This window comes from Microbacterium sp. S1037 (assembly GCF_048381605.1).
In the GTDB taxonomy this organism is placed as follows: domain Bacteria; phylum Actinomycetota; class Actinomycetes; order Actinomycetales; family Microbacteriaceae; genus Microbacterium; species Microbacterium testaceum_B.
Genome location: NZ_JBLWIG010000001.1, coordinates 990,626 through 1,009,443, shown reverse-complemented (window position 1 = coordinate 1,009,443; position 18,818 = coordinate 990,626). Strand labels below are relative to the sequence as shown.

18 protein-coding genes are annotated in these 18,818 nt (G+C 70.5%); 11 read left to right on the top strand and 7 right to left on the bottom strand.

Translation table 11 applies throughout. From position 1 onward, the window contains the following. Positions 1-175 precede the first annotated feature (175 nt). The 7 genes from ACMW4R_RS04435 (at position 176) to ACMW4R_RS04405 (ending at position 6,524) form a co-directional block, all read left to right on the top strand. Entirely contained in the window at positions 176-526 is a 351-nt protein-coding gene (locus tag ACMW4R_RS04435; protein WP_058598107.1) for a carboxymuconolactone decarboxylase family protein, read from the top strand. A gap of 3 nt (positions 527-529) precedes the next feature. Further along, positions 530-1,807 (top strand): M20/M25/M40 family metallo-hydrolase, encoded by a 1,278-nt coding sequence (locus ACMW4R_RS04430; RefSeq protein ID WP_418299274.1) that lies wholly within the window; start codon positions 530-532, stop codon positions 1,805-1,807. A 378-nt stretch (positions 1,808-2,185) separates the two neighbouring features. After that, positions 2,186-3,214, top strand: a complete 1,029-nt coding sequence (locus ACMW4R_RS04425; protein ID WP_418299273.1) for an amino acid ABC transporter permease — start codon at positions 2,186-2,188, stop codon at positions 3,212-3,214. Further along, positions 3,211-3,993 carry an amino acid ABC transporter ATP-binding protein gene (locus tag ACMW4R_RS04420; protein WP_058595856.1) on the top strand — a complete coding sequence of 261 codons (783 nt, stop codon included), beginning with the start codon at positions 3,211-3,213 and terminating at the stop codon, positions 3,991-3,993. The genes ACMW4R_RS04425 and ACMW4R_RS04420 overlap by 4 nt, the downstream gene beginning before the upstream one ends. A gap of 48 nt (positions 3,994-4,041) precedes the next feature. Continuing rightward, a complete protein-coding gene (locus ACMW4R_RS04415) occupies positions 4,042-5,043 on the top strand; it encodes an ABC transporter substrate-binding protein (RefSeq protein ID WP_418299272.1) in 1,002 nt (333 codons plus the stop codon). 67 nt (positions 5,044-5,110) lie between these two features. Further along, positions 5,111-5,629 (top strand): GNAT family N-acetyltransferase, encoded by a 519-nt coding sequence (locus ACMW4R_RS04410; protein WP_418299271.1) that lies wholly within the window; start codon positions 5,111-5,113, stop codon positions 5,627-5,629. Between the two features lie 157 nt (positions 5,630-5,786). After that, the gene (locus ACMW4R_RS04405) at positions 5,787-6,524 is read left to right on the top strand and encodes an alpha/beta fold hydrolase (RefSeq protein WP_418299886.1); all 738 of its coding nucleotides are present in this window, start codon (positions 5,787-5,789) and stop codon (positions 6,522-6,524) included. An 84-nt stretch (positions 6,525-6,608) separates the two neighbouring features. On the opposite strand, the gene ACMW4R_RS04400 is transcribed toward ACMW4R_RS04405, so the two are convergent. From ACMW4R_RS04400 to ACMW4R_RS04390, 3 genes are all read right to left on the bottom strand, one after another. Then, a complete protein-coding gene (locus ACMW4R_RS04400) occupies positions 6,609-7,442 on the bottom strand; it encodes an ADP-dependent NAD(P)H-hydrate dehydratase (RefSeq protein WP_418299270.1) in 834 nt (277 codons plus the stop codon). Further along, a complete protein-coding gene (locus ACMW4R_RS04395; RefSeq protein WP_418299269.1) occupies positions 7,426-8,178 on the bottom strand; it encodes a histidine phosphatase family protein in 753 nt (250 codons plus the stop codon). The genes ACMW4R_RS04400 and ACMW4R_RS04395 overlap by 17 nt, the downstream gene beginning before the upstream one ends. A 64-nt stretch (positions 8,179-8,242) precedes the next feature. Then, positions 8,243-8,773: a GNAT family N-acetyltransferase gene (locus ACMW4R_RS04390; protein ID WP_418299268.1), complete on the bottom strand. Its 531-nt coding sequence runs from the start codon at positions 8,771-8,773 to the stop codon at positions 8,243-8,245. 267 nt (positions 8,774-9,040) lie between these two features. On the opposite strand from ACMW4R_RS04390, the gene ACMW4R_RS04385 reads away from it, so the two are divergent. Continuing rightward, positions 9,041-9,757 (top strand): GNAT family N-acetyltransferase, encoded by a 717-nt coding sequence (locus tag ACMW4R_RS04385; RefSeq protein WP_058612845.1) that lies wholly within the window; start codon positions 9,041-9,043, stop codon positions 9,755-9,757. Positions 9,758-9,769: 12 nt separating this feature from the next. On the opposite strand, the gene ACMW4R_RS04380 is transcribed toward ACMW4R_RS04385, so the two are convergent. The 3 genes from ACMW4R_RS04380 to ACMW4R_RS04370 all read right to left on the bottom strand — a co-directional run bounded on the left by ACMW4R_RS04380 (position 9,770) and on the right by ACMW4R_RS04370 (position 13,257). Continuing rightward, the gene (locus tag ACMW4R_RS04380) at positions 9,770-11,077 is read right to left on the bottom strand and encodes an amidase family protein (protein ID WP_418299267.1); all 1,308 of its coding nucleotides are present in this window, start codon (positions 11,075-11,077) and stop codon (positions 9,770-9,772) included. Next, a complete protein-coding gene (locus ACMW4R_RS04375) occupies positions 11,074-12,507 on the bottom strand; it encodes an MFS transporter (protein ID WP_058595851.1) in 1,434 nt (477 codons plus the stop codon). The genes ACMW4R_RS04380 and ACMW4R_RS04375 overlap by 4 nt, the downstream gene beginning before the upstream one ends. 72 nt (positions 12,508-12,579) lie before the next feature. Further along, a complete protein-coding gene (locus tag ACMW4R_RS04370; protein WP_058612847.1) occupies positions 12,580-13,257 on the bottom strand; it encodes a helix-turn-helix transcriptional regulator in 678 nt (225 codons plus the stop codon). 324 nt (positions 13,258-13,581) lie between these two features. On the opposite strand from ACMW4R_RS04370, the gene ACMW4R_RS04365 reads away from it, so the two are divergent. From ACMW4R_RS04365 to ACMW4R_RS04355, 3 genes are all read left to right on the top strand, one after another. After that, on the top strand, positions 13,582-15,492 hold the full coding sequence (locus tag ACMW4R_RS04365) for a beta-glucoside-specific PTS transporter subunit IIABC (protein WP_058612848.1): 1,911 nt from the start codon (positions 13,582-13,584) through the stop codon (positions 15,490-15,492). Then, on the top strand, positions 15,479-16,930 hold the full coding sequence (locus ACMW4R_RS04360; protein ID WP_058595848.1) for a family 1 glycosylhydrolase: 1,452 nt from the start codon (positions 15,479-15,481) through the stop codon (positions 16,928-16,930). Before ACMW4R_RS04365 ends, ACMW4R_RS04360 begins: the two co-directional genes overlap by 14 nt. Positions 16,931-17,006: 76 nt before the next feature. Beyond that, the gene (locus ACMW4R_RS04355; protein ID WP_058595847.1) at positions 17,007-17,846 is read left to right on the top strand and encodes a PRD domain-containing protein; all 840 of its coding nucleotides are present in this window, start codon (positions 17,007-17,009) and stop codon (positions 17,844-17,846) included. On the opposite strand, the gene ACMW4R_RS04350 is transcribed toward ACMW4R_RS04355, so the two are convergent. Then, entirely contained in the window at positions 17,807-18,751 is a 945-nt protein-coding gene (locus tag ACMW4R_RS04350; RefSeq protein WP_058595846.1) for a LysR family transcriptional regulator, read from the bottom strand. The genes ACMW4R_RS04355 and ACMW4R_RS04350 overlap by 40 nt on opposite strands. Positions 18,752-18,818 lie beyond the last annotated feature (67 nt).

The window sequence follows — 18,818 nt, the reverse complement described above, 5'->3', positions numbered from 1 at the left end:
CGGCGACCCTCACGGACCGCGGGAAGGCGACATCGCTCGGTTTCTCAGGAGTTTCGCCCGGGCCGGAGCGCCGACCGCCCCGTGTGACCGCGCGTGACGCGGGCCGACCGGCGCGGCAGGGCGGTGGTTACGGTGGGGCTTTGGCATCCGTCCGCCGTTTCGACCTGGAGAGCACATGTCCGAGTACTTCGACCGCACCGCCGACAAGACCTACACGAAGGTCTACAAGGCCGAGACGCCCGACATCCTCGCGGCGTTCGCCGCGTTCGATCAGGCCGTCTTCGCCCCCGAGGGGCGCGCGATCCCGCTCAAGTACCGCGAGCTCATCGCCCTGGCCGTGGGCATCACCACGCAGTGCGTGTACTGCATCGACGGACACTCGCAGAACGCCGTGAAGGCGGGCGCGACCGAGGCCGAGCTGGCCGAGGCCGCCTGGGTCGCCACCGCCATCCGCGCGGGCGGCGGGTACGCGCACGGCCGTCTCGCGTTCAAGCTCGGCGAGGACGCCCGTCCGCACGAGCACTGACCCATGTCACCCCTCGAGGCGGAGGCGCTGGAGTTCGTCCGCGCCCTGATCCGCATCGACAGCGTCAACACCGGCGAGGCCTCGACGATCGGCGACGGCGAGACGCGCGCCGCCCTCTTCGTCCAGGCGCGGCTAGAAGAGGTGGGCTACGAGACGACCCTCGTCGAACCCGTCCCGGGCCGGGCGAGCGTGATCGCGCGCCTGGCCGGGTCGGATCCGGATGCCGGTGCCCTCGTCGCCCACGCTCACCTCGACGTGGTGCCGGTCGAGGTCGAGAACTGGACGCATCCGCCGTTCGGCGCCGAGATCCACGACGGCATCCTCTACGGTCGCGGGGCCGTGGACATGAAGGACTTCGCGGGCATGCTGCTGGCGGTCGCCCGGTCGTTCCGCCGCGACGGGATCGTGCCCCGGCGCGACCTCATCTTCGCTTTCTTCGCCGACGAGGAGGCCGGGGGCGTGTGGGGCGCGCGGTGGCTCGTCCGTAACCGACCCGAGCTGTTCGCGGGAGCGACCGAGGCGATCAGCGAGGTCGGCGGGTTCTCGATCCCGCTGCCCGGGGATCGTCGCGCGTACCTCGTGGCGACGGCGGAGAAGGGCGTCACCTCGGCGACCCTGACGGCGCGCGGGCACGCGGCGCACGGCTCCCACCCCACCGCCGACAACGCCGTGGTGCGCCTCGCGCGCGCGGTCGTCGCGATCGGCGAGCATCGGTTCCCCGTGGTCCGCACGGCGACCCTCGACCGCTTCCTCGACGTCTACGCGCGAGCGGGCGGCGATGTCGACGACCTCGGGTTCACGGCATCCCTCATCGACGCGGGAATGCACCACACCGTCTCCCCCACCGTGCTCGAGGCCGGGGGCAAGACGAACGTCATCCCCTCGACGGCATGCGCTCGCCTCGACATCCGCATGCTGCCGGGGCGCGACGACACGCTCCGCGCCGAGATCGAGGCCCTCGTCGGCCCCGACGTCGAGGTCACATGGGCCCGCGCGGTGCCCGCGATCGAAGCACCGGTCGACGCCCCGATCATCGGCGTGCTGCAGGATGCCATCACCGCCGAGGACCCGGACGGCACCGTCGTGCCGTACCTGCTTCCGGCCAGCACCGACAACAAGCACCTCGCCGAGCTGGGGATCCACGGGTACGGTTTCGTCCCGCTGCGCGTACCCGCCGACTTCGACGTGTTCGGGCAGTTCCACGCCGCCGACGAGGGGGTGCCGGTGGAGGCGCTGCTCTTCGGCGCGCGGGTGACGGCGCGGATCCTTCGCGAGGCCTGACCGGGACGCCCGTCCCGCCGGGGTGTCCCGGCCCGCCCGGGCGCCGGGCTGCGGACCGGGACGCCCGCCGTGCCGCGGGTCGGCCTCGGACCGGGACGCCCGCCGTGCCGGACTCCGGAAGAAACCCGCCCCCGCCCCACCGATCACCACGGATGCCGGTGAATCAGCGCATTCTTCCGGAGCCCGGCACGCCGGGCCGCGCGGCTAGTCCGTCGGCCCGCCGCGCGCCAGCGTATTACCGTCCGTGGCACCGGATTGCGGAACGTGGCGGAGCGTTTCGACCCGTGAATCCTTGTCTCGCGGCGCGCTCCCGCTCGGTCGTACCGTGACCCTCACCCATCGACGCCCCGCGTCGTTCCGGAGTCCGAGGAGCACGCCATGACCACCACCGCGCCGGCCCCCGCCGCCCGCCCCGTCGCCGCGCCGCAGGCGGCCGAGAAAGTCGACCTCGGCACCGTCGCCGTCGTGCCCACCCGCCACTGGTGGCGGTGGACCCTCAGCGCCCTGCTGCTCTTCGTCGTCGCGCAGTTCGTGTGGAGCCTCTTCACCAATGACCGGTACATGTGGGGCACGTTCGCGCAGTACTTCTTCGCCGAGCCGGTGCTGATCGGCATCGGATACACCCTCGGTCTCACCGCGATCTCGGCGGTCGTCGGGTTCGCGCTCGGCACGCTCCTGGCCCTCGGCCGTCTCTCGGCCTCTCCGCTGCTGAGCGGAGTGGCCTGGGGCTACATCTGGTTCTTCCGGTCGGTGCCGCTCGTCGTGCAGATCATCGTCTGGTACAACCTCGGCTATCTCTATCCCACGCTCGGTCTCGGCACCCCGTTCACCACGGATTTCTGGATCGTGGAGTTCCCCACCGTCCAGCTCGTCAGCGCCTTCGCCGCCGCGATCCTCGGCCTCGGCCTGCACCAGGCCGCGTACTCGGCCGAGATCATCCGCGGCGGGCTCGTCTCGGTCGACCCCGGCCAGCACGAGGCGGCGGCGGCCCTCGGCATCCCGGCATCCCGTCGCCTGTTCCGCATCATCCTGCCGCAGGCGATGCGCTCGATCGTCCCGAACGCCACGAATGAGGTGATCGGTCTGGTGAAGGGCGCGTCGGTGGTTTTCGTCATCGCGATCCCCGAGCTGTTCTACGCGGTGCAGGTGATCTACAACCGCAACAGCCGCGTGATCCCGCTGCTGCTGGTCGCGGTGGTCTGGTACACGATCATCACCACCGTCCTGAGCATCGCGCAGTACTACATCGAGCGGCACTACGCCCGCGGCTCCGCCCGTGCCCTGCCGCCGACGCCGTTGCAGCGCGCCCGCCGCTGGGTGAGCACGCAGTGGGCGCGCCTCGGCGATGCCCCGCCGGGAGCGACGGATGCCGAGCATCCGGCCTCCTCGAAGGGGGTGCGCGCGTGAGCGTCGTCACCGACGGCCGCGGGCTCGTCGAAATCCACAACGTGCACAAGAGCTTCCACGGCGTGGAGGTACTGAAGGGGATCGACCTGACCGTCCACCCCGGCGAGGTCGTCGCGTTGCTCGGGCCGAGCGGCTCGGGCAAGTCGACCCTCCTGCGCACGATCAACCACCTGGAGAGCGTGGATGCCGGGTCGGTCACGGTCGACGGCGAGTTCATCGGCTACGAGCTCCGGCACGGCAAGCTGCACGAGCTGCACGAGCGCGAGATTCTGCAGCGCCGGACGCGCGTCGGGATCGTGTTCCAGAACTTCCACCTCTTCCCTCATCTGACCGCGCTCGAGAACGTCACCGAGGCACCGGTCGCCCTGAAGCGCCTAAGCAAGGACAACGCTCGCGAGCTCGCGCTCGGTCTGCTCGACCGCGTGGGACTGAGTGACAAGGCGGATGCGTATCCGCGCCAGCTCTCGGGCGGTCAGCAGCAGCGCGTCGCGATCGCCCGGGCGCTGGCCCTCAAGCCTCAGGTGCTTCTGTTCGACGAGCCGACGAGCGCGCTCGATCCCGAACTGGTCGGGGAGGTTCTCGACGTCATCCGCGATCTCGCGAAGCTCGGCACGACCCTCGTGATCGTCACGCACGAGATCGGCTTCGCCCGCGAGGTCGCCGACCGCGTCGTGTTCCTCGACCAGGGCCGCGTCATCGAGCAGGGGACGCCGCAGGAGGTCCTCGAGCGGCCACGGCACGCGCGGACGCGGGAGTTCCTCGCGAAAGTGCTCGGCTGACCCGCCGCTCAAGGCGCGCCCATCCCCACCCTCACAAGGAGACACAGCATGGCCCTCAGCAAGAAACAAGGCATCGCGGTCGGCGTGATCGCGGCGGCCCTCGTCGCCGTCGTCGGCGTCGGCGTCACGATCGGTCTCAACCGTCCCGCCGACGCGGTCGCGGCGGCCGACCCCACGGCGACCACCGGGGCCAACCCCGACACCGGCGAGATCCCCCGCATCACCGGGGAAGCCGTGCCCGAGGCCGTCGCCGCCCTGAAGGCGAGCGGCTTCACGCCGATCGAGCCCGGCAAGCTCACGGTGGCGATCGGCGCGTTCGTCCCGCCGCTGAGCTACCAGCCCGAGGGAACCACCGCCGCGACCGACGTCGCCGGCACCGAGCCCAACTTCGGCGAGCTCATCGCCGAAGGACTCGGCCTCGAGTACAACCCCGTCGTGGTGGCGTGGGCCGACTGGCCGCTCGGCATCCAATCGGGCAAGTACGACCTCATCACCTCGAACGTCACGGTCACCGAGGAGCGCAAGGAGCTGTACGACTTCGCCAGCTATCGCCAGGATCTGCTGGGCTTCTACGTCCGGTCCGACAGCCCGATCTCGAAGATCGAAGAGGCCGACGACATCTCGGGCCTGAAGATCGTCGTGGGCTCCGGCACCAACCAGGAGAAGGTGCTGCTGAAGTGGAATGAGGAGCTGACCGCCGCGGGCAAGGCTCCCGCCGAGCTGAACTACTACGACGACAACGCCGCCGCCACCCTTGCGCTGCAGTCGGGCCGCGTCGACGCCACCTTCGGCCCGAATGCCACGGCAGCCTGGGCCGCACGCGAGACCGGTGAGACGAAACTCGTCGGCATCATCCCCGGCGGCTGGCCGCTCGCGGCCGACATCGCCGCGGCGACGAAGAAGGGCAACGGCCTCATCGAACCGGTCAGCATCGTGCTGAACGCGTACATCGCCGACGGCACCTACGCCAAGGTGCTCGACGCGTGGGGCCTCGAGTCCGAGGGCGTCGACAAGAGCGAGATCAACCCGCCGGGACTCCCGAAGTCCTGAACGCGACGCGTGGCCCGGTCGTCCGCGGCCGGGCCACACCGCGCGACGCCCGAGAAGAATGGATGCCATGACCTCCGCGACCCCATCGACACTGACCATCCGCCCGGTCGAGCCGCACGAGCACGCCGAAGCCGGCCGGGTCACCGTCGAGGCCTACCGCCACAGCTACGACGGGCTCACCGAGGGCTACCTCGCCTCGCTCGCCGATGTCGCCGGGCGGCTCGCGCAGGGTGAGGTGTGGGTCGCGTTGGATGCCGCGCGGCAGATCGTCGGCACCGTGTGGGTCCCGCGACCCGGCGAGCGCCTGTCGCCGTTGGCCCGGGAGGGCGAGCTCGACTTCCGCCAACTCGCGGTGGCTCCCGCAGCACGGGGGCGCGGGGTCGGCGAGGCCCTCACCCGTCACGTCATCGATCTCGCGCGCGCTCGGGGCGCTCGGCGCGTCGTGATGAACAGCGGACCCGAGATGATCGGTGCGCACGCCCTGTACCTCAAGCTCGGCTTCCGCCGTCTCACCGAGCGCGAACACCCGGTCGAGGTGGAACCCGGGCGATTCCTCGACCTCCGGGCTTTCGGGTTCGACCTCTGAGCGACGACCCGCTTCCCGAGACGGCGGACGCGCGTCGGTCGATACCGCTTCCCCTGCCGAGGTCCGCCCCCTGTAACCGCCGGAACTCTGGACGCCCGGCAGAGATCGCGCAACCCTCGACCAGCCCCACCGCGCCGACCATACGATCGCGCTCGTGATGCACACGGTGGACGGCCTCGCTTTCCGATCCTGGACGAGTCGGCGCCCGAACAGCGCGGTTTACGTCCTGGTCCACGGCATCGGGATGTCCCACCGATACCTGAGCCGCCTTCACGCGCAGTTGGCACGCGATGCCGAGGTGCACTCGATCGACCTTCCCGGTTTCGGCGGCCTTCGGAAGCCGAAGGCCTCCCCCGATATCGCCGCGATGTCCCGAGCGCTCGGCACGGTGCTCGATGATCTCGGTGCGCGCGCGGCCGTGCTCGTCGGGCATTCGATGGGAGCACAGTGGGTGGTGGAGACGGCCGTGCAGCGTCCGGATCTCGCGAGCGCGGTCGTGGTCATCGGACCCGTGACCGACGACGAACGGCGCAGTGCGGTGACACAGGCTCTCCTGCTCGCGCGCGACTCCGCACTCGAACCGCCCCGGGCCAACGCGATCGTGCTCACCGACTACCTTCGCTGCGGGCCGTTCTGGTACGCGCGGCAGGCGCGTCACATGGTGCGCTACCCGATCGAGGAGCGCGTGGCGCTCCTGGCGGTCCCCCTGCTCGTGCTGCGCGGGGCCGCCGACCCCATCGCGCGCGAGAGGTGGGTTCAGCGGCTCGCCGCGCGGGCACCCGTCGGATCGGTGTCGAGCATTCCCGGCCACCGGCATCTCGTGCAGTACACCGCCGCGGCGGCTGCGGCCGCACGGATCCGCGCGCACGCCCCCGGGGCGGCGGGCACGCTCTGACACCGGCGGCGTCGCAACGTCAGGGCGCGATCAGCGCTTTACCTCGATGTTGCGTCCGTCGCCCAGCAGGTGCGTGTCGACGGCTCAGCTGTCGTGAACGACCGCCGTCAGCTCCGCCAGCAGATCGCGCGCGAGGAACCCGATGCCGAGGCGCTCGGTCAACCGGTCCCCCGCCCGCGCGTGCGTCCAGCCGCCCCAGACCGCCGCACGCTCGGCCTCGAGGCCCAGCGCCGCGAACCCCGCGATCGCGCCCGAGAGCACGTCGCCGCTGCCCGCGGTCCCCAAGCCCGAGCCTCCGGGCTCCGCCCTCCACGCCCGCCCGTCCGCAGCGGCGACGGTTCCGAAGCAGTGCACCACCGCCGAGAAACGCTCGGCGATCTCGCGGACATCGGCCACGCGGTCGTCCCCCAGATCGCGCCCGAGCAGCAGCGCCGCTTCCTCTTCGTTCGCGTTGATGATGAGCTCGTCCGGCAGGATGCCGCGGTCCACATCGGGCAGGATGCCGAGCGCGAAGGCATCCAGCACCAGCCTGTCGACGTCCGCGTCGGCGACGGCGAGGAGCGCCGCGCGGGTGGCATCCGGATCATCGAAACCCGGCCCGAGGAGGACCGCGTCGGCGGACTCGACCGCGGATCGCAGGTGTTCGTCGAGAGGGTGCGACCCGGTCGGGAGCACGTAGACGCCGGCCTCCGGCATCGCCGGTCCGAGGGGAGGTGCGATATCGGTGTGAACGGCGAGACCGACGCGGCCCGCGCCCACGCGCAACGTCGCCTCCGCGGACAGCAGGACGCCGCCCGGCGAACGCGTGGACCCGCCCACCACGACCACCTGGCCGCGCGACTTCTTCGACCCACCGGGCTCGGGAAGCCCCCACTCGCGCAGCAGCGACAGCGTGACGTTCTCAGTGCTCGAGGCCATCGTCTTCTCCCGAGTGGACGGTGATGTCGGCGCCCTCGACGGCGAGGTGCTCGACCGACGAGAAGGTCGTGAGCTCCCACTTGTTCTCGCCCCGAACGAGCCCACCGCGGACGAGCCCACCGCGGACGAGCTCGGTCACCGAGGCGTTGCGCACGGTGTTCTCGGCGGCGAAGGAGAGCAGCTCGGTCTCGTCGAGGGGCAGCAGCACGGCCAGGATCAGCATCACGACCGCGTCGTGCGCGACGACCATCACGGTGTCGACGGGGCGATCGAGGTTCTCGCCGAGGAACGACCGCAGCCGCAGAGCGACATCCGCCCACGACTCGCCCCCGGGTGGCCGGTGGTAGTACTTGCCGAGGTGGCGCCGCCGCGCCGCCTCTTCGGGGTGGAACTCCCGCACCCCGCGCGACGTCAACAGATCCAGGATGCCGAGCTCGCGGTCGCGGAGCCGATCGTCGACGCGCGTGCGGGTCGAGAGAACCGCGTCGTCGATCGCGAGCGCAAGCGTCTGTCGCGCGCGCAGGTACGGCGAGACCCAGTACTCGTCGATGGGTCCGGCACCCTCCCACCACGTGCGCAACGCCCGCGCCTGCTCCTCCCCCGTGGGCGAGAGCGGGACGTCGGCGTCACGGACGTCGAGGTCGATCGTGGGCGAACCCTCGCGCTCCGCTTTCGAGGCGGCGACATTGCCCTCGCTCTCGCCGTGGCGGGCCAGCAGGAGTCGGGTGACGGTCATGGCGCGACCGTACGGCCGCCCCGCGACCGTGCGCGCGGGCGTTGACAGGGGTGGATGTCACCGGTCAGGGGCGCCGGATCTCCGCGGTCAGCGCCTTCGCGAAGCACCGTGACCCCGCGAACCGCACGTACGGCTCGAACACCGGGATCGCGCGGTAGCCGATGCGCTCGTACAGGGCGATGGCCTCGGGCTGCCGGTCGCCGGTCTGCAGGATGAGCCGCTCGGCACCGCGTGCCACCGCGAGGCGCTCGAGCGCGGCCATCAGCACGCGGCTCGCCCCGCGCCCGCGCGCACGGGGATCGACGAATACGCGCTTGACCTCGAGGTCGTCGCCGAGGGCGCGCAGAGCCGCGTGGCCCACCGGCTTGCCCGACGGATCGAGCACGAGGATCACGTCGACGATCGTGGCCGGATCGACCGCGAAGTCCTGCGCGAGCAGGGCGGCGGTCTCGTCGTCGAACGCCGCGAACACCTCGGCGTACCGCGGGCCGATCTCGCCGTCCATCGCCGCGCGCAGCACCGCCGCTCGTTCGTCGTCCCAGTCGACGCGCTCGATCGTCCATGCGATCGACTCCACGCCTGCGCCGGAAGACACCGACCCCGTCATGTCCCGCTCGCCACGATCCCGGCATCCGTCGTCTCGCACCAGGCGGGCCGCGCGCTGGCGGAGGTGTCGACTCGGATCATCGTTCTCCTCGGGTGACGGGCGGACCGGATGCCACCCCCTCCAGCATGCGCCGTCCTCACCGTCGCGGCGCCGCCGCCGACACACAGCGTTGCGAAGCGTCACGCCCCGTCACGAGAACCCGGCCGCGGTGGCCACCGGTTTGCGTGACGGCCAGGACCGGCGGAGAGTGTCTCGGTGACCACCGCTCCCGCCCTCGACATTCCGCACGCCGACGCCACCGTCCTCGACAACGCCGCGTGGCATTCGCTCGCGGGCCCGCACTCCTCGTTCGCGATCGGCGGCGACCTCGTGCGCCGGTATCCGGCCGATGTCGCGCCGTTCGTCGCGGTCCGTACGTGGGACGAGCCCGGCGTCTGGGATGCCCTGCGCGACCTCGTCGGCCCCGGCGCCGACGTGGGACTCTCCGGTTACGAGGGCGGCTTCCCCGACGGGTGGGAGTACCTCGGCGGCGGCGAGGGCGTGCAGCTCGTCGAGACCGACGCCCTCCGACCCCGCCCCGACGACGAGGCGATCGAACTGGGCGCGGAGGACGCCGCCGACATGATCGCGATCGTCGACCGCAATCAGCCCGGCCCCTTCCGGCCCCGCACGTACGAGCTCGGCCGGTACATCGGCATCCGTCGTGAGGGTCGACTCGTCGCGATGGCGGGCGAGCGCCTCCACCCGACCGGGTGGACCGAGATCAGCGCTGTCGCCGTGGATGCCGATCACCGGCGCCAGGGCCTCGCCTCGCGCCTGGTGCTCGACGTCGCCTTCCACATTCAGCAGCGCGGAGACCGGGCGTTGCTGCACGCGGCGGCGGCGAACGTGAACGCGATCGCGGCGTACGAGAAGCTCGGCTTCGCGCTGCGTCGCCGCAACAAATTCGCGTCGGTGCGCACGCCCGCCTGAGGCTCGACGGCGTCAGGCCCCGTGCTCGACGCTGACGCCCGCGCGCGGCACCGCCTCGTCGCGCGAGTCGTCGTGGAGCCTCCTCGCGATGCCCAACGTCCGTGCATCGTCGGAACGCCGTCCCTGCACGGTGATCCCGACCGGCGCTCCGATCCCCCGTGCGGGAACGGTGACCATCGGCGCGCCGAGGATCGTCCCGGGGCCGGTGTGTCGCGTGTACAGGCCGAAGACCGACGTCTCACGATCGCGATGTCTCACGGTCGCACCCCCACCTGACAAGGGTGCGGGCGCCGGCGTGGTGGGGAAGACGAGTGCGTCGACGCCGAGCCGTGCCAGCGCGTCGTCGGCGAGTATGCGCGCCTCGAGGACGAGCGACAGAGCATCCGCGTACTCGTCGGCCGAGACCGGGCGGTCCACCAACCCCTGGAGGAAGTCGGCGACATCGGCTGTCTCCACCCCCGCGCGGAGCACCTCGAAAGCCTCGTCGGGCGGGAGGTTCAGCGCGCGAGCAGCGGCGGCCGCGAGCTCGCGGGGAGCCTCCCACCCGACGACGAGCGACTCGGCCCTGCGCGCGCGGGCGAGCACGTCCGCGATGTCGACGTCCACGACGTCGATGCCCGCGCCCCGCGCGTCGTCAAGCGTGCGGAAGAACGCCTCCTCCGTCCGCGCGTCCAGGTCTTGGAGGAAAGTGGTCGGGATGCCGAGACGCGCCCGTTCCACGGGTGGTGCCGAACGGCTCCCGGTGACCCAGGAATCGGCGCGCGCCGCGTCTTCGACGGTCGTGGCGAACACTCCCGGCGTGTCCCGTGTCCACGACAGCCCCACGATCCCCGCGGTCGGCCAGCGCCCCGTGCTGGGACGGAAGCCGACGACCCCGCAGCTGCCGGCCGGGATCGACACGGAGCCCCCGGTATCGGTGCCCAGCGCCAGGGGGACGAGCCCCGCGGCGACCGCCGCTGCGCTGCCCCCCGAGGAGCCGCCGGCGGAGAGGCGCGGAGCCGACGGGACGCGTGCCGATCCGTACGCGGCGTTGTCGGAGGTGACCCCGAGAGCGAGCTCGTGCATGTTCGTCATGCCGACGACGACCGCCCCGCGCTGCCTGAACGCCGCCACCACCGGCGCGTCGGCTTCTTCCGCCGCCACATCGAGCACCCGGCATCCGGCCGACCGATGAAGACCACGCACGGCGATGTTCGCTTTCACGGCCACCGGGAACGCGTCGGGTCCGGCGGTGGAGCGCTGCGACGCGAGCGCGTCGTCGTCGGAGAGCTGCGTCCAGATGCCGAGATCGTCGGGCACCGCCGTGCGTGCGACGGTCATGCCGAGATCTCCTCGAGCGAACGGTTGCGCGTGCGCGGGGCGAGGAGGTTGATCAGCGCGCCCACGATGAGGAAGGCGATGAGTCCGAGGAGCGAACCCAGCAGCGGGAACTGCGAGAAGATCCCGACGAGGAGGAAGACGCCGAGCCCTCCCCCGACGTGCCCGATGCTGTCGGCCAGGGCGTAGGCCGTGGTGCGGAAGCGGGTCGGGAAGCTCTCAGCCGTGAGCGCGTACTGCGCGGGAACCCAGATGTTCTGCCCGAAGAAGACGAGGATGGCCCCCAGGAACGTCATGACCGTCGCCCCGCCCCCGGCCACGACGATGACGGCGCCCACGACGGTGATCGCGCCACCGATGAGCATCCACCACTTGCGCTCGATGCGGTCCACGACCGAGCGGGCCACCACCGCCGCCGCGAGGAAGCCGGTGAGACCCACGGCGCTGACGATGCCGGCCTCCGGCGCGGTGTAGCCCTGGCGCACGAGCACCGACGTGAATGCCCCGGCGAAGGAGTACAGCGTCACGTATCCCAGCAGCCAGGCCGCGCCGATCACGAGCAGTCGACGAAGGTACACGCGCGATGTGAGGAGCTCGCGCACGCCCGACCAGGTGCCGCCCGTGGCGACCTCGGTGCTGCTGCTGTCTTCGGGCGATGCGGGAAGCAGCGGGTGACGACGCGTCGCGAGCTGCTCCATGCGCTCGACGACCGCGGCGGCCTCGGCGTCACGGCCGCGGGTGGCGAGCCACCGCGGCGACTCGGGAAGGGCGATACGCAGGACGATCGACACCGCCGCGAGGATGGCTCCCACGGCGTAGACCCAGCGCCAGCCCGATGTGAAGGAGTCGGATGCCAGGGCGAAAGGCAGACCCTGAGGCCAGGGGGTCATGGGCGTGGTGAGGAACAGACCCAGCCAGATCCCGAGCGCCGAGCCGAGAGCGGCCATGAAGAACAGCACGCTCGTGTAGCGGCCGCGCATGCGCCGCGGTGCGATCTCGCTAACGTACACATTGATAATGGCCAGGTCGGCGCCGATGCCGATACCGGTCACGAGGCGCGAGAGGCTGAAGGACGTCGCGTCACCGGCGAAGGTCGAGAACAGCGACCCCAGACCCGTGATCACCATCGCGATGATGAGCAGGCGGTGGCGCCCGAAACGGTCGGACATCGGCCCCAGGACGAGCGCCCCGATGCCGTACCCCAGGAGACTGAGGAAGATCGGGAGCCCGATGAACTGATCCGACGTGGCCGGGGTGCAGCCGCCGATGATCTGCGCACAGGTCTGGACGAACGAGACGTTGATGTTGAAGATGTCGTACTGGACGAAGAGCATGCCCAGCCCGATGGTGAGGACGGAGATCGCGCTCAGTCCCCACCGGGGGAATCGATCGAGTCGGGACAGGGGCGAGACCCCCGCGCGCAGTGTGGACATTTCTCTCCCGGGATGCTGAAGCGGTTGCGTGCGACCGAGCATCCTCGACGCGGACCCGCGTCGGCATCGTCATTAATGACGAGGGGTGCGCACCGCCATGGCCAGCGACGTGCGATTCTGCGTTCCCGTCTTGGCGAACGCCTGCGCGAGATGGGTGCGAAGAGTCGGCAGGGAGATGCCGAGCCGGTCGCAGATCGCCTTGTCCGTCAGCCCGTCGCCCACCAGCGACACGATCTCCTTCTGCCGCGGGGTGAGAGCGGATGCCGCCGATGGCTCGTCGCTCCACAGTCGGTGCATGAGATCCCCGATCGCCTGCAGTTTGCGTACGTCATCGGGGGTGAAGGCGCCCCGCCGTTGGGAACGCCACACGCGCAGATCGATGGAGCCGACGACCGGGTGCGGAGCGAAGTAGTTCATGCCATGGAACATGCCCGAGCGGAACAGGAAATCGCGGACGAACTCGTCGCGGCTATCGCGCCGGGGGCTGATCGCCGACGCCCCGCGCGCCTCGAGGAAGCGCGGGGTCATCGTGTCGATGTGCCGGAAACGCGCGTCGTAGGCGCGCAGGTGCTCGTCGTCGAACTGCACCCCCACGGGATCGGCGTACGGGCCCGCTGGCGTCCATCGGTACGACACGAACGTGTCTCCCTCGACGGCCCTCAGCAGCTGGCGCCCCAGCCGCCGGCGGCGCTCGGGCAGGGGGGCGTCGGCGGTCAGGGTCTCCATGATCTTCCACGACACGCGGCTCACGGCGTCCTCCTGTCGCGCTGCGTCGGGCCGACCCTAGTCGCGCCGCCGATCGCGCATGTTTCCGGGCGGTGACACCGGGATGCCGATAGCGACGGGCACCGTCGCACCGTCTCGACGGCGACGATACCCCGCGTCGAGCCCACCGTCGAGACGCGACGTCTTGCCGCCCGGTCGCACCTGTGGTAGAAATCTCACGGACGTGTGACTGGTCAAGCAGGCAGGATCCGAACGCAAACGATGTTTTGCGGTCGGGTCCTTTTTTTATTGCCCGAAAGCGGTGGCGGAGCAGCCCCGGGACGTCCATCCAACGAAGGAGGAGCGCCCATGACGAACCAAGACCTCGCCCGCGACATCATCGCGGGGGTCGGTGGCGATGAGAACATCGCCACCCTGCAGCACTGCTCGACGCGACTGCGCTTCACGCTCGCCGACGACTCGCGCGTCGACCGTGCGCGGCTGGAGGCGCTGCCCGGCGTGCTCGGCGTCGTCGTCGGACCGCAGACGCAGGTCGTCGTGGGCGCCAAGGTCGCCGACGTGTACCGCGCCGTCGAGCGTGAGCGCTCGCCGAAGGACGTCGTCGCGAAGCGACAGCCGCTGACGCTCAAGCGCGCGGGCTCGGTGTTCATGGAGTTCGTCGTCGGCGTCTTCACCCCGATCATCCCCGCCATCGCCGGTGCCGGTGTCTTCAAGTCGCTGCTCATCGCGGCGGTGGCGCTGGGCTGGGTCGCGAAGGACAACCCGACCTATCTGACGCTCGTCGCGATCCCCGACGCGGTCTTCTACTTCCTGCCCCTGCTGGTCACCTTCACCGCCGCGCGTCGCCTCGGCGTCAACATCCCGCTCGCCCTCGGGATCGTGGGGCTCCTCGTCTTCCCCGGCTTCTCGACACTGGTGACGAACGGCACCTCGGTGTTCGGCGTTGCCGTTCCGGCCGTCTCCTACGGCGCGCAGGTCTTCCCGCCGATCCTGACGGTGCTGCTGCTCTGGGCCGTCGAGCACTGGGTCACCAAGATCACCCCGGCACCGATCCGCGTCTTCTTCGTGCCGCTGGTGTGCATCATCGTCGTCGCCCCCGCGATGATCTTCCTGCTCGGCCCGCTCGGCTTCTGGCTCGGCTCGCTCCTGACCGGTGGCATGCTGTGGCTGCACGGCACGCTCGGCTGGGTGGCTGTCGCCCTGCTCGCGGGCGTTCTGCCCTTCATCATCTCGGTGGGCATGCACAAGGCCTTCATCCCGCCGACGGTCGCCACGATCGCCGAGACCGGCCGCGAGTCGTTCTACAACGTGTCGTCGCTCGCTCACAACATCAGCGAGTCGGGCTCGAGCTTCGCCGTCGCCTTCCGCACGAAGAACCCCACGCTCCGCGCGACCGCCATCTCGGCCGGTGTCTCGGCACTCTTCGGCATCACCGAGCCCGCCCTCTACGGTGTCACGCTGCAGAACCGCCGCGCGCTGATCGCCGTCATCACGGGTGCCGTCACGGCCGGCGCGTACCTCGGCATCACGAACGTCGTCAGCTTCGTCGCCGTGGGCCCGGGTCTCGCCAGCATCTCGATGTTCGTGGATGCCGAGAACCCGTGGAACCTCGTCAACGCCCTGGTCGGCGCGGGTATCGCGTGGGCCGTCTCGTTCACGGTGTGCTTCGTGCTGTGGCGCGACTCCGCCTCGACCACCCTCCGCGTGCTCGGCGAGAACGCCGACGTCGCCGCCGAGGCATCCGTTCAGGACCCCGCCGCCGTTCGCGCGACAACCGGCGCCTCGGTGCAGCTGCAGGCGCCGCTCACCGGCCAGCTCATCCCGCTGTCGCAGGTCGACGACGCCGTCTTCGCCTCGGCTGCCCTCGGCGAGGGCGTCGCGATCGTCCCGACGGACGGGCGTGTCCTGGCCCCCGTCTCGGGCGAGATCGTGAGCCTGCTGCCCTCCCGCCACGCGATCGGACTCCGCACCGACGAGGGCGTCGAGGTGCTCGTGCACGTCGGCATCGACACCGTCAAGCTCGCCGGAACGCACTTCGAGGCGCACGCCGGCCAGGGCGACCGGGTCGCCGCGGGCGATCTGCTCGTCACCGTCGACCTCGACGCCGTCCGCGCCGCGGGCTACGACATCACCACTCCCGTGGTCGTGCTCAACAGCGAGGCCTGGGAGGTCGCGCCGTCGGCGAACGGATCCGTGGAGGCCGGGCAGCCCATCGCCACTCTCACCTCGATCAAGGAGACGACCAATGCCGCTTCCTGACACCTTCCTCTGGGGCGGCGGCATCGCCGCGAGCCAGGCCGAGGGCGCCTGGCGCGAGGGCGGGCGGGGGCCCGCCGTGTCGGACATCTCGAAGTACCGCCCGAACGCCGACCCGAAGGACTACGCGGCTCAGCACCACGTCAGCCTCGCGTCCATCGAGGAGGCGATGAGCGACCCCGACCCGACCTTCTACGGCAAGCGGCGCGGGATCGACTTCTACCACCGCTACCCGGAGGACCTCGCGCTGTTCGCCGAGATGGGGTTCACGGTGCTGCGCGTCTCCATCGCGTGGTCGCGGCTGTACCCGACCGGGGAGGAGACCGAGCCGAACGAAGAGGGGGTGGCCTTCTACCTCGCCCTGTTCGAGAACATGCGGGTCCACGGCATCCAGCCCCTGGTGACCCTGGCCCACTACGACGCACCGCTGCACCTCGCGACGACGTACAACGGCTGGACCGATCGACGCCTCATCGCGCTGTTCGAGCGGTTCGCGCGCACGTGCTTCGAGCGCTTCGGCCACCTCGTGAAGCTGTGGCTGTCGTTCAACGAGATCGACAGCGTGCTGCGGCATCCCTTCACCTCGGGGGCCATCATCGAGGAACTGGTCGAGGGCTCGCTCGAGCAGGCGTGCTACACGGCGCTGCACCACCAGCTCGTGGCATCCGCCCGCATCACCGCGATGCTCCGCGAGCTGCACCCCGACGCGAAGCTCGGCTGCATGCTCACGATGCTGACGACCTACCCGCTCACGTGCCACCCCGACGACGTGGCCGCCACGCAGGCCAAGGATCGCCTGATGTACCACTCGAGCGACGTGCAGGCCGGCGGGGAGTACTCGCCGCTCGCGCTACGCACGCTCGCTCAGCGCGGCGTGACGATCCCGATCGAACCCGGCGACCTCGACATCCTGCGCGAGAACACCGTCGACTTCGTGTCGTTCTCGTACTACATGTCGATGACCGAGTCGGTCGACCCGACCGTCGAGCGCACCCCGGGCAACACGGTGTTCGGAGTGAAGAACCCCTACCTCCCGTCCACGGACTGGGGGTGGCAGATCGACCCCGTGGGGCTGCGCATCTCGCTGATCGCGCTGTACGACCGCTACCGCAAGCCGCTGTTCATCGTCGAGAACGGCGTGGGCATGCGCGACGTGCTGACCGACGACCGGAAGGTGCACGACGACTACCGCATCGACTACCTGCGCTCGCACCTCGCGGAGATGATCGTCGCCGTGGACGAGGGCGTCGAGATGCTCGGCTACGCGTGCTGGTCGCCGATCGACACGGTCAGCCTGTCCACGTCGCAGATGTCGAAGCGCTACGGCTTCATCTACGTTGATCAGGACGACGAGGGCCGGGGCAGCGGCGAGCGCATCCGCAAGGATTCGTTCGACTGGTATCGCAAGGTCATCGCGTCGGGCGGCACCGACCTCACCTGACGGGTTCGGGGGCCGGCACACGTCGGCCCCCACACCCGCGACGCTTCATCGGACGGTGTCGACGGAGACAACCACCATGCAGATCATCAAGAAGGTCCTCAACTCGAGCGTCGTGCTCGTCGAGGACGACCGCGGCGTCGAGCGCGTTCTCCTCGGCAAGGGCATCGGGTTCGCCCACCGCCCCGGAGACGTCGTGCCGCCCGGCGCGCACGACCGTGTCTTCGTCGAGCTCCGAGAGACCGATCAACGCAACTTCGTCGATCTCGTCTCGCAGATCCCCGTCGACTTCGTCGAGCTCACGCGGCGCATCGTCGCCGATGCCGAGTCGGAGGGACTGGAGTTCGATCCCCACATCTACCTCGCCCTCACCGACCACCTGCACTTCGCGATCGAGCGCGAGCGTCGCGGGATCGCGATCGTCAACCGTCTCGTGGCCGAGGTGCGCAACCTCTATCCGCTCGAGCACCGCATCGGCCTGCGGGCGGTGGGCCTCCTGCGCGAGAAGTTCGGCGTCGACATCCCCACCGATGAGGCCGCGAACATCGCCTTCCACCTCGTCAATGCGCAGGTGGGACGTGAGGACATGGATGCCGCGGGCGTCGTGTCGTTGGTGGCATCCATCATCAAGATCGTCACGCACGCGAGCACCATCGCCGTCGTCGGCGACGACCTGCACGGCGCACGCTTCCTGACGCATCTCCACTTCTTCGCCGAGCGCCTGTTCGCGGAGCGGATGCTCGGTGACGACGACTTCCTGCTGCAGACGATGCGGACGCGGCACCCCGACGCCGTGACCACCGCGGAACGCGTGCGCACGTTCATCGACCGCGAGTACGGGGTGGCGGTGCCCGACGAAGAGGTCGCGTACCTCGCTCTTCACATCGCGCGGGCGTCGCTCCCCGCCGCGTCCGACTGAGGATCGTGCTCGGCGGCGAAGGAGCGCACCGCCTCCTCGAGGACGCCGAGAAACCACCGACGCGCGGCCGTCGGGTGCAGCGCCGGATTGGCGAAGAGACGGACGTGGAACTCCTCGACCAGCCCGTCCAGGGGCCGAGCGTGCAGCGGCCAGCGGCGGGCGAACATCCCCGCGACCCGGCGCGGCACGATCGCCGCCCCGCCCGAACGGACGAGGGTTTCGGGAAGCGTCGAGAAGTGGTGCGCGCGCAGCACCGCCAGGGGGGCGATGCCGGCGTCGTCGAGTGCGCGGCCGACGCGGTCGTGGCCCGAAGAGGTGTCGATCACGGCCAGTCGCAGATCGGCCAGCTCCGCGGGGCTCACCGCGACGCCCCGCAGGTCGTCGGGCCAGGTCGCCACGCAGACGTACGTCTCGCTGAAGAGGTCGACTGAGGCCGTCCGCCCGCTGGGCGCCGCACTGCTGACGGCCGCGTCGACCTCGCCGCTCGCGATCCACCGGTCGACGGCGTCGACATCCACGGGAACGACATCCAGGCCCACTCCGGGAGCATCCAGGGAGAGGCGTTCCATGAGGGTGGGGAGATAGGCGTACTCCCCCATGTCGGTGAGCGCGACGCGGAACCGCGTGCGAGCGGTGGCCGGGTCGAACTCGCGGCCGGCGACGACGTCGTCGATCGCGTCGATCGCCGACCGGGCGACCGCGTAGAGCTGATCCGCGCGGGCGGTCGGGGCCATGCCCTGCGCCGACCGGACGAACAGGGTGTCGCCCAGATCACGCCGCAGACGCCCGAGCGCGTAGCTCACCGAGGGCTGGGTGACGTTGAGCGCGCCCGCGGCGAGCGTCAGGCTGCGCCGTTCGTAGATCGCGACGAACGTCCGCATCAGATCCAGATCCACGGATGTCATGACCCGGCCTTTCCGCGCACGTCCGCGTGCGACATAGAGAGATTCTATCCGTGGCATCCGAAACCTC